The 15,715-nt window shown below is 52.7% G+C and carries 20 protein-coding genes and 1 pseudogene; 13 read left to right on the top strand and 8 right to left on the bottom strand.

Translation table 11 applies throughout. The features are described 5' to 3' along the window. Positions 1–308: 308 nt before the first annotated feature. The 3 genes from NHAL_RS01465 to NHAL_RS01475 all read left to right on the top strand — a co-directional run bounded on the left by NHAL_RS01465 (position 309) and on the right by NHAL_RS01475 (position 2,097). Positions 309–686 carry a metalloregulator ArsR/SmtB family transcription factor gene (locus NHAL_RS01465; RefSeq protein WP_013031392.1) on the top strand — a complete coding sequence of 126 codons (378 nt, stop codon included), beginning with the start codon at positions 309–311 and terminating at the stop codon, positions 684–686. A gap of 91 nt (positions 687–777) precedes the next feature. Beyond that, on the top strand, positions 778–1,284 hold the full coding sequence (locus NHAL_RS01470) for an arsenate reductase ArsC (RefSeq protein ID WP_013031393.1): 507 nt from the start codon (positions 778–780) through the stop codon (positions 1,282–1,284). A gap of 243 nt (positions 1,285–1,527) precedes the next feature. Beyond that, complete coding sequence (locus NHAL_RS01475; RefSeq protein WP_013031394.1) at positions 1,528–2,097, top strand: hypothetical protein; 570 nt, start codon at positions 1,528–1,530, stop codon at positions 2,095–2,097. Positions 2,098–2,111: 14 nt separating this feature from the next. Here the strand turns inward: NHAL_RS01475 and trhA are convergent, their stop codons facing one another. From trhA to NHAL_RS01495, 4 genes are all read right to left on the bottom strand, one after another. Further along, positions 2,112–2,729 carry a PAQR family membrane homeostasis protein TrhA gene (trhA, locus tag NHAL_RS01480; RefSeq protein WP_013031395.1) on the bottom strand — a complete coding sequence of 206 codons (618 nt, stop codon included), beginning with the start codon at positions 2,727–2,729 and terminating at the stop codon, positions 2,112–2,114. 113 nt (positions 2,730–2,842) lie between these two features. Further along, a complete protein-coding gene (locus tag NHAL_RS01485) occupies positions 2,843–4,021 on the bottom strand; it encodes a BaiN/RdsA family NAD(P)/FAD-dependent oxidoreductase (protein ID WP_013031396.1) in 1,179 nt (392 codons plus the stop codon). A 180-nt stretch (positions 4,022–4,201) separates the two neighbouring features. Continuing rightward, a complete protein-coding gene (locus NHAL_RS01490; protein WP_013031397.1) occupies positions 4,202–4,699 on the bottom strand; it encodes a hypothetical protein in 498 nt (165 codons plus the stop codon). A 55-nt stretch (positions 4,700–4,754) separates the two neighbouring features. Next, positions 4,755–5,240: a VOC family protein gene (locus NHAL_RS01495; protein WP_013031398.1), complete on the bottom strand. Its 486-nt coding sequence runs from the start codon at positions 5,238–5,240 to the stop codon at positions 4,755–4,757. 483 nt (positions 5,241–5,723) lie between these two features. On the opposite strand from NHAL_RS01495, the gene NHAL_RS01500 reads away from it, so the two are divergent. From NHAL_RS01500 to NHAL_RS01525, 8 genes are read left to right on the top strand one after another with little or no spacing between them, the layout of a single operon-like run. Continuing rightward, positions 5,724–6,866, top strand: a complete 1,143-nt coding sequence (locus tag NHAL_RS01500) for an SAM-dependent methyltransferase (RefSeq protein ID WP_013031399.1) — start codon at positions 5,724–5,726, stop codon at positions 6,864–6,866. Positions 6,867–6,888: 22 nt separating this feature from the next. Further along, positions 6,889–7,296 carry a DUF2878 domain-containing protein gene (locus tag NHAL_RS01505; protein WP_013031400.1) on the top strand — a complete coding sequence of 136 codons (408 nt, stop codon included), beginning with the start codon at positions 6,889–6,891 and terminating at the stop codon, positions 7,294–7,296. Positions 7,297–7,298: 2 nt separating this feature from the next. Next, positions 7,299–7,457, top strand: coding sequence for a hypothetical protein (locus NHAL_RS21710; protein ID WP_013031401.1), 159 nt, complete (start codon positions 7,299–7,301; stop codon positions 7,455–7,457). Further along, positions 7,450–7,590 carry a hypothetical protein gene (locus NHAL_RS21715; protein WP_238985411.1) on the top strand — a complete coding sequence of 47 codons (141 nt, stop codon included), beginning with the start codon at positions 7,450–7,452 and terminating at the stop codon, positions 7,588–7,590. The genes NHAL_RS21710 and NHAL_RS21715 overlap by 8 nt, the downstream gene beginning before the upstream one ends. Further along, complete coding sequence (locus NHAL_RS01510; RefSeq protein ID WP_238985412.1) at positions 7,547–8,227, top strand: DUF1295 domain-containing protein; 681 nt, start codon at positions 7,547–7,549, stop codon at positions 8,225–8,227. The genes NHAL_RS21715 and NHAL_RS01510 overlap by 44 nt, the downstream gene beginning before the upstream one ends. 29 nt (positions 8,228–8,256) lie before the next feature. After that, positions 8,257–9,252 (top strand): acyl-CoA desaturase, encoded by a 996-nt coding sequence (locus NHAL_RS01515; RefSeq protein ID WP_049780564.1) that lies wholly within the window; start codon positions 8,257–8,259, stop codon positions 9,250–9,252. Positions 9,253–9,302: 50 nt separating this feature from the next. Then, positions 9,303–10,499 carry an NAD(P)/FAD-dependent oxidoreductase gene (locus NHAL_RS01520; RefSeq protein WP_013031403.1) on the top strand — a complete coding sequence of 399 codons (1,197 nt, stop codon included), beginning with the start codon at positions 9,303–9,305 and terminating at the stop codon, positions 10,497–10,499. 56 nt (positions 10,500–10,555) lie between these two features. Further along, the gene (locus NHAL_RS01525) at positions 10,556–11,146 is read left to right on the top strand and encodes a DUF1365 domain-containing protein (RefSeq protein WP_013031404.1); all 591 of its coding nucleotides are present in this window, start codon (positions 10,556–10,558) and stop codon (positions 11,144–11,146) included. Between the two features lie 20 nt (positions 11,147–11,166). Here NHAL_RS01525 and NHAL_RS20075 read toward each other — a convergent pair. Next, positions 11,167–11,885 (bottom strand): IS1 family transposase gene (locus NHAL_RS20075; protein WP_420804776.1). Its coding sequence is split into 2 segments (ribosomal slippage): positions 11,167–11,615 and positions 11,615–11,885, totalling 720 coding nucleotides; the frame shifts between segments, so codons are not numbered across the junction. Between the two features lie 74 nt (positions 11,886–11,959). On the opposite strand from NHAL_RS20075, the gene NHAL_RS20080 reads away from it, so the two are divergent. Beyond that, positions 11,960–12,160, top strand: coding sequence for a DUF1365 family protein (locus NHAL_RS20080; protein WP_275261124.1), 201 nt, complete (start codon positions 11,960–11,962; stop codon positions 12,158–12,160). Continuing rightward, on the top strand, positions 12,157–13,461 hold the full coding sequence (locus NHAL_RS01540; RefSeq protein WP_013031406.1) for an SAM-dependent methyltransferase: 1,305 nt from the start codon (positions 12,157–12,159) through the stop codon (positions 13,459–13,461). Before NHAL_RS20080 ends, NHAL_RS01540 begins: the two co-directional genes overlap by 4 nt. A 379-nt stretch (positions 13,462–13,840) precedes the next feature. Here NHAL_RS01540 and NHAL_RS01545 read toward each other — a convergent pair whose 3' ends face one another. The 3 genes and pseudogenes from NHAL_RS01545 to NHAL_RS01555 all read right to left on the bottom strand — a co-directional run bounded on the left by NHAL_RS01545 (position 13,841) and on the right by NHAL_RS01555 (position 15,630). Beyond that, positions 13,841–14,872: a transposase gene (locus NHAL_RS01545; protein WP_013031407.1), complete on the bottom strand. Its 1,032-nt coding sequence runs from the start codon at positions 14,870–14,872 to the stop codon at positions 13,841–13,843. Between the two features lie 70 nt (positions 14,873–14,942). Then, positions 14,943–15,188, bottom strand: a pseudogene (locus NHAL_RS01550) (transposase); the annotation flags it as partial. A 37-nt stretch (positions 15,189–15,225) separates the two neighbouring features. Further along, positions 15,226–15,630: a hypothetical protein gene (locus tag NHAL_RS01555; RefSeq protein WP_013031409.1), complete on the bottom strand. Its 405-nt coding sequence runs from the start codon at positions 15,628–15,630 to the stop codon at positions 15,226–15,228. Positions 15,631–15,715 lie beyond the last annotated feature (85 nt).

Genomic DNA, 15,715 nt, shown 5'->3' on the forward strand with positions numbered 1-15,715 from the left:
CAGTGTGAACTCCCCTTTTAAATTAGTAAAAGTAAATAGGGGACTGTTTTGTACTTCAGTCTTGACACTATGAAGGGGATTGGTCTTAAGGTCTTGATCGTGAACAATGCCTTGGCAATCAATTCCCCAAGCCGCCGACCCATAGGCGAAAGCTATTCCCCCGAGAGATAAAAAACGTAGAGCAATCATTTGTGCCTAGACATTGATTAGAATGAGCTGCCTTTAATATAAAAATAGGAAATTTAACCTGGTTTTTCCAATCACTTACCCTTGGATAATTCCTGAGGTATATCCTGTTGACGGAATATATGGAAATAGCTATATTCGTTTTTATGAATATAGAGCCGGTGAGTTTTTTTGCCGCTTTGGGTCACGGCACACGCCTGCGGTGCTTGCTTTTATTGCTTAGCCACGAAGAGCTCTGCGTCTGCGAACTGACCTACGCCCTGGGGGTAGCGCAACCCCATATTTCACGCCATTTAGCCCAACTGCGCGAGCTTGGTTTGGTGGTTGATCGGCGGGCAGGGCTTTGGATCTACTATCGGGTGAACCCGGATTTGCCCGATTGGGTTTTCAGGGTTCTTCGGGAGACAGCCCAGGGGGCGAGCGACCATGAACCCTTTACCAGCGATAGGACGGCACTAGCGGCCATGCCCAACCGACCAGGTGCGACCCATTGCGCCTAAGAATAAAAAACTGTTGGAAAACTTTTTAAGTAGAGAATTAAGGCGTGTTAGCGCCGTACCCAGCAAAATTTAGGCTGAAAAGGAAAAGTGAATGGCTGATCAAGTTTTTAATGTACTCTTCCTGTGCACAGGCAACTCAGCGCGCAGTATTATCGGAGAATGCCTCATCAACCGTTGGGGCCAGGGAAAATTTAGGGGATACAGTGCCGGCAGTCACCCTAAGGGGGAGGTCCATCCTCTGGCTCTTGAAGTGTTGCGCCGTCAACATTATTCCACGGAGTCGTTGCGCAGCAAGAGCTGGGATGAGTTTGCACAACCTGGTGCCCCGGCGATGGATTTTGTCTTTACTGTTTGCGACAACGCCGCTGCTGAACAATGCCCCACTTGGCCGGGGCAGCCTATCACCGCCCATTGGGGGGTTCCTGATCCAGCGGCAGTGGAGGGCGATCCAGTGGAGCGCATGATGGCCTTCCGGCAGGCTTTTAGGGAGTTGGAAAACCGAATTAAAATTTTCGTCAATCTGCCCTTTGACTCCTTGGATACATTGAAATTGCAAAAGAAATTAGAAGAAATCGGGCAAACTGAACTGGGAGAGTAGCCTCTGGAATTTTGACCGGACATGAGGGTTCTAATTTCTGGATATCGCCACTCTGCAATGATGGAGGTTGTGGGCTATGATTAGTATGGAATAATACTCATCCCAGAAATTAACGCTCTTTTATCCCTTCTCCCCTGGCGGGAGAAGATTAGGATGAGGGGGGGTAATGGTTAATAAAGAATGTTTTTTATTGGGATTGGTATAACGTCTACATCTTAATCCCGTAAAATTAGAGTATCCCTGATGAAAAGCAACGAAGCCGCAGTGCTCATCCACGCCAGCGCCGTTGCCAATGGGGGGGTTGCTTTTACCCTTGCTAATACCGCTTTAGGGGATACGATGTTGGTGACAGGGCTAACCTTATATATGGTCCGCCGCCTAGGAAAGATTTATGGGGTTGAGGATGTCGCTGCTAAGCAGATTATCGGCCAATGCGCTGCCTACTATGCGGGACCCTATCTCACCGGCAAGCTTTTATTTTGGCTTCCAGGCGTCGGCAATTGGGCCAACGCGGCAACCACGGTTTTATTGACTGAAACCATTGGCTGGACCTGTGTTTCCCTTTTTTCATCGGGAAGAAAACCGGAAGATCTCTCCGATGATGAATGGAGCGATATACTGAAAACTGCCAAAAAAAAGGCGGAAGAAGAACAGCAGAAAAACAAAATTTTACTCCAGAAAATGACCTCGGAGGAGAAAAAAGAAATCAAAACTATCGCTAAGAAATTAAAGGATGAGAGCATCCCGGATGAAGAGAAAGAGAAGTTGCTAGAGTCTCTTAAGGCGTTTTATAAAGACATCAAGAATCGATAAAATAAAAACTAAACTTAAACGACATAAAGCAATATAGCAAAGTAGTGAGTAAAACTACCCGCCAGTACAAATAGATGCCAGATGCCATGGGCATAGTCTAGCTTATTCCCCAAGGCATAAAAAATAATGCCAATTGTGTAGAATAACCCGCCCGCCAAGAGCCAAATAAAGCCCGCCCATGGCAAAGCCTGCATTAGCGGATCTAGGGCGATGAGGGCAAGCCAGCCCATGAGGAGATAAATGACGACGGGGAGTATTCTACGCCCTTCGTTTGGCAGAGAATCTAGCACAATCCCAAGAATAGCAAGGCCCCAGATGATACCAAATAACGACCAGCCCCAAGGGCCGCGTAGCGTAACTAAAGTGAAAGGGGTGTAGGTCCCTGCGATCAATAGGTAAATAGTATGATGATCGAGTTTGCGGAAGAAGCGTCGAGTCTTCCCCAGGGAACTATGGTAAAGGGTGGAAGCGATGTACAGCGAACATAAGGTCACGCCATAGATACTGAAGCTCACAATCTTCCATGGATCGCTCTGGCGCGCTGCCAGCACCACCAACACCACAGAACCTACAGTTGCGGCTATTGCCCCCACCAGATGGCTGATGCTGTTAAACTTTTCGCCTTTTTGCATCTGTTCAATTGTTGGTGCTCCCCATAAAGGGCTATGATTGATTTTTGTATTTGTATATGCGGCTGTTATTTCAACAGACCAAATATTCTTGAAGAACCCGTTGCAATCATTCCTCAAACCACCTGCCCGGCAGCATGACCCGATGCCCAGGCCCATTGAAAATTAAATCCACCCAGGTGGCCGGTCACATCCACCACTTCCCCAATGAAATACAAACCCGGCACTTTTTTGGAAGCCATTGTCGCCGAAGAAAGTTCATCGGTATTAACGCCACCTAGGGTGACCTCGGCGGTGCGGTAGCCCTCAGTCCCCTGGGGGTGGAAACGCCAGTGCTGGAGTTGTTTGGCCATTGCCTGTAATTCCTGGGGAGGGTATTGGCGCAGCGGCAGGTTGTCAAACGCCAGTTCGCAGAGGCGTTGGGCCAACCGCTTGGGCAGTTTTTCGGTAAGCACCGTCCTCAGTTCGGCATCGGGGCGGTTGTGTTGCCGATCTGTTAGCCATGCCGAGACCTCTATCCCCGGTAATAAATTGACCTGGAGTTCATCAGAGGGTTGCCAGTAGGAAGAAATCTGCAAGATAGCTGGGCCGCTAATCCCCCGGTGGGTAAACAACAGGCCACCGGGAAAACACCGGTTATGGCAACTGGCCTCGACCAATAACCCAATACCACTTAAATCCCGATACTGTGCCAGGGTCTCTCCGTTTAAGGTCAGCGGAACCAAGGCCGGGCGAGTGGCTCGGATACGGTGCCCAAAACGTTTGGCGAGTTCATAACCAAAGCCAGTGGCGCCCATCTTGGGGATGGATAGACCGCCGCTAGCCACGACCAAGGCTGTTGTCTGGATCGGACCTAGGCTGGTTTCCAATGCAAAACCCGCGGCAGTTTTCTGCACCATAGTGATTTTGCAACCTACGTCAATTTGCACGCCGGCTTGCTGGCATTCTGCTACCAGCATTTTCACGATCAGCTTTGAGGATTGGTCACAGAATAGCTGCCCCAATTCCTTCTCGTGGTAGGCAATGCCGTGGCGCTCTACCAGGGCCATAAAGTCCCAGGGGCTGTAACGGGCCAGTGCGGATTTGCAAAAATGGGGGTTGGCGGAGAGGAAGTTATCCGGTGTGACGTGGAGATTGGTGAAATTGCAGCGTCCGCCGCCGGACATGAGGATCTTCTTGCCCACCCGGTTGCTGTGCTCGAGGATCAAAACCCGTCGTCGGCGCTTGCCTGCTTCGATGGCGCACATCAAACCAGCGGCGCCGCCACCAATGATGACCACATCCCATACAATCATAGACTATCGCATTTCCCGAATAAATAGGACGCAAACACGGCCTGCCAGGACCTTAACTTCTCAGCCTAACTATCAGGGAAACGCTATAAACCCAGGGGGCTGGGCTTTGCAGGGCGGCCCCCACGCTGATTGTTTCAGCCGGTTCCCATCATAGGGAATTATAAAGATAAGGCCCGTTTGTTACCGGGCATGACGGGGACTTTCCAAATTTTGTCCGCTAAGCTTTAGGGCCAATGACTTAAAGTCATGGAGCTGATTAAACGCCAAAACCACCAAACCCAGTAATTTGATGACTTCTATCCCCATATACACGATATGGTAGGGCGCGGAGGAAACTTCCTGGCCGTTGATGATGGCCAGTGTTCTTGCGTCCAACTTGGTAAAAAGAAGGAGGGTTTGAATGATCAGCAGGGCCACAACGCCAGCGGCAAAAAGGGTGGTTTTCCGGGAAGGTTGGCCAAAATAGGTGGCTGCGATGATTAACGCTGCACATGTAATTTCCACAAAATTGAGGGCATGAAACACAAGATAGCCAATTTCAAGAGCCACCGGTAGTGTCAATGAAGGCGCTTGAAATTTAATGGGGGCTTCCATGAAGCTAATGGCAAGCACAAACCCTATCCAAAGAATGGTGACGATAAAAATCCAACTCCAAAGTGGTAATGGTTTGGTCTTCATTGATGCGGATTACCTTACTATTTAAAAAGGGGTATTCTAACAGTCCTTTAGCGGCTCACCCCTGGGATTTTTCAGCTTGCCATTGGTCGAGAATAGCACGCGCTCCGTTGGTCGCCGGATCCATCATCCGATCATGCTCGGGCGTCTTTGCTGTTAGCTCGATCACATAACCATTAGGATCCCGGAAGTAGATGGAATGAACAAATCCATGGTCCACAACCCCACGGGTCTCGATGCCCTGTGCCTTTCCCTTAGCGAACATCTCATGCAAAGCGGCAGTATCGACCTCAAGCGCAATGTGAAGGTCGAAATCATGCTGGGGTTTGAACTCGAAGGGTCTGTCCGGTGCCTCGAAGAAGGCAAGATAGGAGCCGTCATCGAGTTCGTAAAAGGTATGCAAGGCATGGGTTTTGCGACCGCTCTTAGTCTCCTTGATCTCAAGCGCGCCGGCAAGGGGCAGGCCTAAGAAGTCTTCATAGAAGCTCCGCGTCTCTTCCGAGTCGCGACAGCGGTAAGCGTTATGATGCAGTTTTTGGATCATGGTCGGTCCTCCTTTCGCTCGCCAAGAGCGGCTGTGTTCGAGATAGTCTAGCTGCTTGACTGTTAGGCTAGCCTCTTTAAAGGTTGCCCGCTACCGGCAAAATCCGATAGTAGGGTTTTTCAGGGCCGGAACTTTCCTTACAGCCTCTTTATGCCCACAGGGCACGTTACTTGTCTAGGGGTTGGGGCTCTTTTTGGCACGATAAGGGCTATCTAGCTCTACTCTCACCCCTAATCCCAAAGGGGGTCAACACAAGATCGAAAATTCCTATACCCTCCCGAAACCTTATACAAAATAACTGGTCTCATATCCATAATTAGTTAAGTTTTTGTAAAGTATTATTGCCTGATTACCCACTAAATAAGACTGTATTTATCAAATACTATATTTTTATGGGGAATATTAATAGTAACTTTGTATAATATTTGTATAATTTAAGCAGGGGGATGCCACTTGGAGCATCTAAGGCCACGGAGGTCACCCATGAGCAACCAACGCCAGACACCCTATCACCTATCCTCAAGCGATAACCTCTACGGATCCCACGGTTTGCCTCCTTGTGAGGGGAAGAAATTGGCTTCCATAGCGACGACCATTGCTATCAATTTAACTGAGCAGGCCCGAATCCCGGATGTCTTTATCCGCTACGGTATTCGCGGTCTTCTGCGAAAACGCCTAGGGGAGATTCAGGCGGATGATTGTGAGGCGGTAGCCGATACGAAGCGGGCTTTTATCGAGCAAATGAATAAAGGTCCCATTGCGGCTCTGCCGGAGAAAGCCAACGAGCAGCACTATGAAGTACCTCCCGCCTTTTTTGAATATGTCTTGGGCCAGCATCTCAAATATAGCTGCTGTTACTGGGATGAAGGCGTTCGGACCTTAGGGGAAGCGGAAGCCGCTGCGCTTACTATCACCTGTGAGCGGGCCCAACTGGAAGATGGCCTGCGGATTTTGGAATTGGGCTGTGGTTGGGGGGCCTTGAGCCTCTGGATGGCGGCCCTTTATCCCCGTAGCACCATCACTGCGGTCTCCAATTCCCACTCCCAAAGCCACTATATCCGGCAGCGAGCCGAGCAATTTGGCCTTTCCAATTTGGAGATCATCACCGCGGATATGAATGACTTTTCCACCCAGGAGCGTTTCGATCGCATCGTTTCGGTGGAGATGTTTGAGCACATGCGGAATTACCGGTGGTTATTGGCCCGGATTCACCATTGGCTGAAACCATCGGGAAAGTTTTTCATGCATATTTTCTGTCATCGGGATGTGCCCTATGCCTTTGAAGACCAGGGGCCGAGCGATTGGATGGGCCGCTATTTCTTCTCCGGTGGCATGATGCCCAGTGACGACCTGCCCTTGCACTTCCAAGAGCACCTTCGCTGTATCAAGCACTGGCGTTGGGATGGTCGCCACTACGAACGGACCGCCAACGCCTGGCTGGACAACATGGAGACCCATAAGGATTTATTGCTGCCTATTCTGGCAGAGGTGTACGGCCAAGAGGCTAGCCACCAGTGGTGGATGCGGTGGCGGATATTTTTCATGGCCTGCGCCGAGTTGTTTGGCTATGAGCAGGGACAGCAGTGGTGGGTGAGTCATTACCTTTTTGATCGCCCGGCGAAGTAAGTGACCGAGAGACCGATTTCCCATGGCAGTCCTCATTAATTTGTTTGCCTTCCAAGTAGGGTGGCTTGCTTGCGTGCTAGGGGGTGCCTACCAACTGCCCTGGTTGGGCACTACCCTAGCCGCTATTTTTGTTGGACTCCATGTGGCCATGACCCGAGCGCCACGTCGGGAGTTGCGCCTGATTCTGCTAGCGGGTGTCATCGGCACGGTTTGGGACAGCTTCTTGGTTACCATGGGCTGGCTCCATTATCCCTCCGGCACTTTCATGGTAGGCATGGCTCCCCATTGGATCATCGCTCTGTGGATGCTGTTCGCCTGCACTCTCAATGTGAGCCTGCGTTGGCTCAAGGGTCGCTGGTGGCTTGCCACCGCAAGTGGAGCCCTAGCTGGCCCCCTGCCTATTACGCTGCCTCTCGACTTGGCGGGGTAGCGATGCCGGAGCTCATGCAAGCCTTGTCAGTACTGGCTGTGGGATGGGCGGTGTTGCTGCCCCTGTTGGCGCGGTTCTCCATGCGCTTTGATGGCATTGGCCAAGGCGCGGCGGGGCTGGCCTACGGACCCCACGCTAAAGGGAGTATCCATCATGTTTGAGTGGGACCTTTATCTCCGCGGTCTTGCGGTCATGGCGCTGCTGGCCTTGGGCACTTGGTTTTTAAGCCTGTTTAAGGGCGATGTAAGTATTGTCGTCGGCCTTGACCTACGCCTGGTGGCAGGAGGCCCTTAGTGGGCGGGGTGTCATTGTCTTGATACTGGTCAGTCTTTGGGCCGTTCGGCTTTCAGGCTACATTCTTTGGCGTCGTTGGGGCGAGCCGGAAGACCATCGCTATCAGGCCCTCCGCCGTCACCATCAGCCCCATTTTGCCTTTAAGAGCCTTTATCTGGTATTCGGTTTGCAGGCCCTATTGGCCTGGATCGTTTCTCTGCCGCTGCTCGGGGCGCTTGCCTCCAGCGCCCCCCTTAGCGGTTTGGATTTCTTAGGCATGGGCCTTTGGCTCCTGGGCATGTTTTTCGAAGTGGGCGCCGATTATCAGTTGGCCCGTTTCAAGGCCCAGCCTGAAAACCGGGGCCGGGTTTTGGACCAAGGGTTATGGCATTACAGCCGCCATCCTAATTATTTTGGAGAATTTTGCCTCTGGTGGGGTTTTTACTTGTTGGCCTTGTCGGCGGGCGCCTGGTGGGCCATTGCCTCACCCTTACTGATGTCGGTCCTGCTGCTTAAAGTCTCCGGGGTGACGTTGTTGGAAAAAGACATCAGTGAGCGCCGTCCCCCTTACCGGGACTATATCTGGCGCACCCCGGCTTTTTTCCCTCGGCCACCCCGTTTGGCTCCGCCGAGATCCCCCCAAAACACTGGGCAATGACTCCCGAGACGGCTATGGAAATCAATCCCATGTCTGACAGGAAACAGGATATTTTAGCTTCCCGCTACGAAGTTGCCCGGTTTCGGCCGGTTCGTCAGCGGCGCTGGTGGTCTCTACTTCGTTGGTTTGATAGCAGCCTCACCACGGGTTTGCAGGAGGGCGATGGGACCCGGATTGATGGGATTCGGGTCCTGCCGTTTTTGCTTTTGCATTTGTCCTGCTTGGGGGTGCTGTGGGTGGGGTGGAGCCCCACGGCAATCGCCGTGGCGGTAGCCTTATATGGGATTCGTATGTTGGCGGTAACGGCCTTTTATCACCGCTATTTTTCCCACCGGGCCTTCAAGACTTCCCGGGGAGCCCAGTTTGTGTTTGCCCTTTTGGGAGCCTCCGCGGTGCAGCGGGGCCCCCTGTGGTGGGCGTCCCACCATCGCCACCATCACCGCTATGCGGATCAAAAGCAGGATAGCCACTCCCCGCTCCAGGAGGGATTTTGGTGGAGCCACATGGGATGGTTTCTCTCTAGGGCCAATTTTCCCCCCAAGTTGAAAGCCGTTCCGGATCTGGTGCGCTATCCTGAACTGCGTTTCCTGGATCGCTTCGATGCCCTGGTGCCAGCCCTTCTGGCCCTTTCCCTCTATGGAGTGGGGGAGGGATTGGGAGCAATGACCCCGGAACTTGGCACTAATGGTCTCCAGTTATTGGTGTGGGGCTTTGGGATTTCCACCGTTGTGCTTTATCACGCCACCTTTACCATCAATTCCTTGGCCCATCGTTTTGGAAGCCGGCGTTACGCTACTTCGGATAACAGCCGCAATAACTTCTGGCTGGCCCTGCTGACCTTCGGTGAAGGGTGGCACAACAACCATCATTATTTTCCCGGCGCGGTTCGGCAGGGATTCCGGTGGTGGGAAATTGATTTTACTTATTACTTTCTGCGCCTGCTGGCCGCCACTGGATTGATCTGGGATTTGAAGCAATTGCCGGCCAAAAGCCGTGGCGGTTGGTCAGGCACGGCTCGCTCCTAAAACAGCTCATATTTTATTCATAGGTACTTAAGGCAGGGAGGTAGGCATTTATGAAGATCGCGGTCATTGGGACAGGTATTGCCGGCAACGTGGCCGCCTATTACCTCTCCCAGGAACACGACATTACCGTGTTTGAAGCCAATGACTATGTGGGCGGGCATACCCATACCCATGATATTGAGCTCGATGGGCGCCCTTACGCCGTGGATACCGGTTTCATTGTGTTTAATGAATGGACCTATCCCCACTTTATCCGCCTGTTAAAAACTTTAGGAGTCGAGTTTCAACCCAGCCCCATGAGCTTTAGCGTCAAGTGTGAGCGGACCGGGCTGGAGTATAACGGCACTACCTTGAACACTCTGTTTGCCCAGCGGCGCAATCTGCTGCGTCCCGCCTTCTATCGCATGATCCGGGATATTCTCCGTTTTAACCGGGAGGCGCTGCAGTTGCTTGAGGTAGGGGATGACCATCTGTCCCTGGGGCAGTATTTGGCGGAGCAGGGGTATAGCCAGCCCTTTATCGAGCACTACATCATCCCCATGGGGGCGGCGATTTGGTCGGCGGACCCGGTTCAAATGCATGCCTTCCCAGCCCACTTTTTTGTGCGTTTCTTTCACAACCACGGCATGCTGAGCGTCAACCATCGCCCCCAATGGTATGTGATCAAGGGCGGTTCCCAGCGCTATGTGGAGCGGCTTACCGCCCCCTTCCGGGACCGTATCCGTCTTAAGACGCCGGTGGTCTCCATTCGTCGTTATCCGGGTTCTGTCAAGATCACCACTGCGGGGGGGCATATCGACCATTTCGAGCAGGTGTTCCTTGCTTGCCATAGCGATCAGGCCCTAGCCTTATTGGCCGATGCTAGTCCCTTGGAGCGGGAGATCCTCAGGGCCATTCCCTACCAGGAAAACGAGGCGGTACTCCATACCGACGCTGCCGTGCTCCCCCGCCAGCGGCTGGCTTGGGCCGCCTGGAACTATCACATTTTACGCCAGAACCGGGGCCGGGTGGCGGTGACCTACAATATGAACATTCTCCAAAGCCTGCCGGCTCCCAGCCCCCTTTGCGTCACCCTCAACTATACGGATGCCATTGCGCCTGAGCGTATTTTACGGCGGATGCGTTACCACCATCCCGTCTATACCCCCGGCGGGGTGGCTGCTCAGTGCTCAGCAGCGCCATGGGGAAATCAATGGGCGCCAGCGCACCTATTTTTGCGGGGCTTATTGGCGCTCTGGGTTTCATGAGGATGGCGTGGTCAGTGCCCTGACCGCCTTGCAACATTTCATGGAGCGGACTAGCCATGCACAGCTGCATTTACCTCGGGCAAGTTAGGCACCGGCGCTTCCAGCCAGTGGAGCATCAATTTCAATATCGCCTGTTTCAAATGTATCTGGATCTGGACGAGTTGCCGGAGCTGTTCGACCCCTATTGGTTATGGTCCAGCCGACGTCCGGCACTGGCCTGGTTTCGCCGCCGGGACCACCTGGGGGGTGCACGTTTGCCCTTGGCTGAGGCGGTGCGGGATGGGGTGCAGCAACAAACCGGTCACCGTCCCAAGGGTCCCATCCGCTTGCTTACCCACCTGCGTTACTGGGGTTATGGCTTTAATCCCGTGAGCTTCTATTACTGCTTCGCCCCCGATGGGAGTCAACTGGAAGCCATTGTCGCTGAGATCAACAACACCCCTTGGGGGGAGCAATACAGCTACGCGCTTGAGGTCCGGGACTCTCCCGGCAATTTTGGACACCTGCGCTTTGAGTTTAGCAAGTGCTTCCATGTCTCCCCCTTTATGCCCCTGGAAATCCGTTATCGCTGGCATTTCACCACGCCGGGCCCGCGCTTGGCGGTCCACATGGAAAACTGGAAGGCGGGGCATAAAATTTTTGGGTAGTCCTGCATTATGAGTGATAATCAGGATCGGGTTGTTGGGCAAAGGGTCGCATTATAATGGTGGACAAAATACCAAATAGCGCCGACATGGTTTTCTAATTTCTTGGAGAAAGAGAGTGCTTTTCTGACTAAACGCGAAACACGCTGTCTGAGCGTACAATTAAAGCGTTCAATGTGGCTTGTTTGTCCCGTTTCTTTGCCCACGCTGCGATGGCGTGGCCCTGGGAAGATAGCCTCATAGGCTTCCCAAAAATCGGTGTAACTTACGGCCCGCTGCCGATAAACGGCGGGTAAGGACTGCCATAATCCTTGTGCCCCTGTTTGACTCCGATCGCCGATATAAACCCCCACAACTTCTTGGGTGTCCCTATCGAACGCTAACCACACCCATTGTTTATTGCCCTTTCTGGCGACAAACGACCAAAGCTCATCGCACTCAAGGGTTAAACGAGCTCTGGACTTTTTTTTATCTCCACTCGCCGCGGTGTATGCGCATATTTATCGTTCACATAATATTGCAACCAGCGCTCTGAAACGCCCGTGACTCGGACAATCCCTGCCAGCGGAATTCTCTCTAAGAGCAATTTATCAATCAGCTCTTTCGTCTCTTGAGTAATGGAGCAATTCTTGGGGTCCTCCACGAATTGCCGACCGCAGACTTTGCATAAAAATTTGGGTGTCCCGACCCCATTACTCCCATTTTTGACAATATGAGTACCACCGCATCGGGGACAGTTCATGGCTATCTCCTTGAGAAATCTATACATACATAATATAAATATAGCGCATAATCACTCAATATGCAGCACTACCAATTTTTGATGCCACCTTGGCTTTGCAGCGCCGGGAAATCGACCATCGAAGCTTAAGCAGAGTTTTAATGCAATATCCGGTGATGACCATCAGGGTGATCACCGCTATCTATTACCAGGCCCTCGGCCTGTGGCTGAAAAAAAGCCCTTTCTATTCCCATCCTGGAAAAAGAGCGGCGACCAATCCGGAGAAACCCTTATGAGCACCAAATATTTTCCCAAGGAAACTCCCAGCTATTATAGGTCCCAGCCCCTAGGTTGGTTGGAACGGGGAGCCCGCAAGGCCGTCCTCTCCCGTTTGGCTGGATTGCGCCAGGGTCAACTGGTGGTTAAGGAAAAGGACCAGATTCATACCTTTGGAAGGCGATCCCGGCACTTTCCCCTCCGGGCCACGGTGACCGTTCATGATCCCCGTTTCTACAGGGAATTGGCTTTTGGGGGCAGCATTGGGGCAGGAGAAGCCTATATGCAAGGCTATTGGAGCTGCAATGATCTTACCAGCGCGGTGCGTATTTTGTTGCGCAACCAAGCAGTGCTTGAGGGCATGGAAACGGGCCTGGCCCGGTTGAGTGCGCCGCTTCACAAGCTCTTTCACTGGGTTCACCGCAATACTCAGAAGGGAAGCCGGCGTAACATTGCCGCCCATTACGACCTGGGCAATGCGCTATTCGCCTTATTTCTGGATAAAACCCTGATGTATTCCTGCGCCGTTTTTGAGCACCCCCAGATGAGTCTTGAGCAGGCATCCATGGCTAAGCTCGATCGCATTTGCAAGAAATTGGTGCTTACCCCCCAGGATCACCTGCTGGAAATTGGTACCGGCTGGGGGAGCCTTGCCCTGCACGCAGCCCGCCACTATGGCTGCCGCGTGACCACTACCACAATTTCGGAGCAGCAGTACCAGTTCGCCTGCCAGCGGGTGCGGGAAGCAGGCTTGGAGGATCGGATCAGGGTGCTGCAACAAGACTATCGGGACCTTACCGGTCAGTATGATAAGTTGGTTTCCATTGAAATGATTGAGGCGGTAGGACAGGCCTACTTTGATGCTTTTTTTCAAAAGTGCAGCCAGTTGCTGAAACCGGAGGGCCTCATGCTGTTGCAGGCCATTACTATTGCCGATCAGCGCTTTGCTGAATTCAGCCGTTCAGTGGACTTTATTCAGCGCTATATTTTCCCCGGCAGCTGCATCCCGTCAGTGGCGGTCATGACCGATTCGGTGGCTAGAGTTACGGATATGCGCCTATTTCATTTGGAAGAAATAGGGCCCCACTACGCCACTACCTTGCGATACTGGCGGGAGAACTTTTTGGCCAACTTGGCCCAGGTGCAGGCGCTGGGTTACTCCGAGACTTTTATCCGTATGTGGGAATTTTATTTGTGTTATTGCGAAGGGGGCTTTTTGGAGCGGGCCACCGGCGATGTTCAAATGTTGTTCACCAAACCCCTGTGCCGTAGGGCTCCTATCCTGCCTTCCTTGGCCCCGCCGACCGAGCGCGCTGCCTGATTGGCGCCGGTTTATCTTGGGGGTGCTCAATAGGGAGATAGGCTAGCCTCTTCGTGCGTACAGCGCCCGCTACTTGTTGGCTCATGGTGGCGGTTGAGCAGCGCGAAATCGATCTCATCCTGCTCAAAAGCGTGGGTTCGATTTGAGCGATTTGTATATGTACTCGAATAGGATTGAGATTGGCCCATCGAATATCGTCTCTAATATTATGGGCTGCTTACCCAATTCCTGGGAGAGCCATTCTTCAGCTAACACCTTTCCAAAAAAAAAGCACTTGACAAGACCTGACCCCTTTTTCATTCGGTGCGCTTAACGGATAAGATATTACCCGTGAGTCCCTTTTCTTGTCTTTTCAAGGGCAGTGGTAGCCATCGCTCGTCTAGCCGGGTACAGCAGCCGGTCGATAGGATCGGCGACTAAAGCCCACACCCTGCAGCCAGCACCGGCCCAGACGCTGTCCCATCGTCTGCAAGCGTTCGGCTGCACCGGCCGCCAGGCGATAACGTTGCCCGAAATGTTGCACGGTCTCTAGCCATTGCGATTCGTTCAACCCCAAGCGATGAAAGATCGGTTGCACATCGGCGGGAATTGCACCGTGCTTGTCCTCACGCACCGCCCGGCCGGTCCAATCGACCAGTTGCAGGTAATCCGGCAGTGCAAAGGCGATACCGCTCGGCGCGTCGAGATGTGCGCCGCCGATAAAAGGCAGTAGATCGAGCGGTTGCTCGGTGACCGGATCGGCCGTGTCCGGTTCTTCTGGCTTGAGCGTATCGGCATACTGGCGCAAGCGCGCTTGTATCGAGGTAAAGTCACTGTTTTCCGGGCAATCGGCTAGACCGGCGCGGATCGGATTCAAGTCGACGTAGGCCATACAGGCCAGCACCGCGCTGTCATCAAGCAAGGCCTGCGAGCGAAACCGTCCCTCCCAGAACCGGCCTTTACAGCCGTCTTCCTTGTTGGCCCTCCGCGCGATGGATTCATTCAAACAGCGCATAAACCAACTGATATCCGTCAGCCGTTCGCGCCACAGCGCGACGATCTCGCCGACTTTGGTGATCTCGGCGGCGGTGGTGGTTTCACCTTTCAGGTAGCGCTGGATCAACACCGGTGTGCTGAACAAAGTGGTCCAGCGTTCAATAACGTCGGCGTCTTCCCAGTGCCCCGCCGTGTCTTCATCGACCCGCAATACGACATGGTAGTGATTGCTCATCACGGCATAGGCGCAGATGTCGATAGCGAATATGGACGATAAGCGCTTGAGTTTGTCGACAATCCATTGGCGGCGGTGTTCGTAGTTGCGACCGGAGAAGTCATCGACGCCGCACAGGAATGCACGGCGCACACAACGGGCGACGCAGTGGTAGTACGGAGTATCGACAAGGCTGATTTGAAGAGAGCGCGCTTGTGTCATGGTGGAAGTCTAGCGGATCAAAACAGGAAGGGCAACAAAATATGGGTGTCCTTTATTGGCTCCTTTATTATTGCCCCGCCTCGCTCTGAACCCGCTTCTTGCTCTTGCCGTTGCGGCTGTTGCCACTGCCCCGACCTTCCTGAGCATGGGGCGCGTACCCTAGGTGCTCAGTCAGCTCAGCCTCCAAAACCCGCTCCACCAAGCGCTTGCTCAGCTGCTTCAATAACCCATGCTCGCCCAGAACCTCTTTCGGGCTATTGCACTCCTTCAGAAGTTCATCCAGCAACTCATCGGTCTTTTTTTCAATACTGGTCATCAGTGCTTTCTCCTTGTTGTTAATTACAGATCACCAGTTACACAGTTATTTGTACACCCCCCAACTCATCGACTTCTGCCTGCTCAATAAACCCTTGTTTCGCCAATTCGGATAAAATTGCTCCCCTTGTGCGCTCAAAGTACCGAGCTAACTCATCCAAAGCCACACCACTCTGGAATTTCTCTGCAAGTTCCCCTTTTAGATCATCCGTCCAAGGCAACCCCGCGTTCCTTGGACGTCCAGCCGCGATGTTTTCCTGCTGTTTTTCTTCAAGTGTCTTTTTTGGCTGTCTTTTGCCCTTCAGAGAATTTAGTACTGTGAAAAGTGCCCTTATGACCTTCGGCTCGTTGTATGGGCTCGTTTCCGGTAGAACCTCACCAGTCACCGGATCTACGCCATTTGCAAGAGCATTCAATATTTCTCTGGCTTCATCAAGCTCCATTGTCCCTTTTCCTTATTTCCGTGGTGATGATTTATGACGAATGAATTTTCCTCTTGAGTTACGCGATCACGATTTCCTCCACCAT

Source organism: Nitrosococcus halophilus Nc 4 (assembly GCF_000024725.1).
In the GTDB taxonomy this organism is placed as follows: domain Bacteria; phylum Pseudomonadota; class Gammaproteobacteria; order Nitrosococcales; family Nitrosococcaceae; genus Nitrosococcus; species Nitrosococcus halophilus.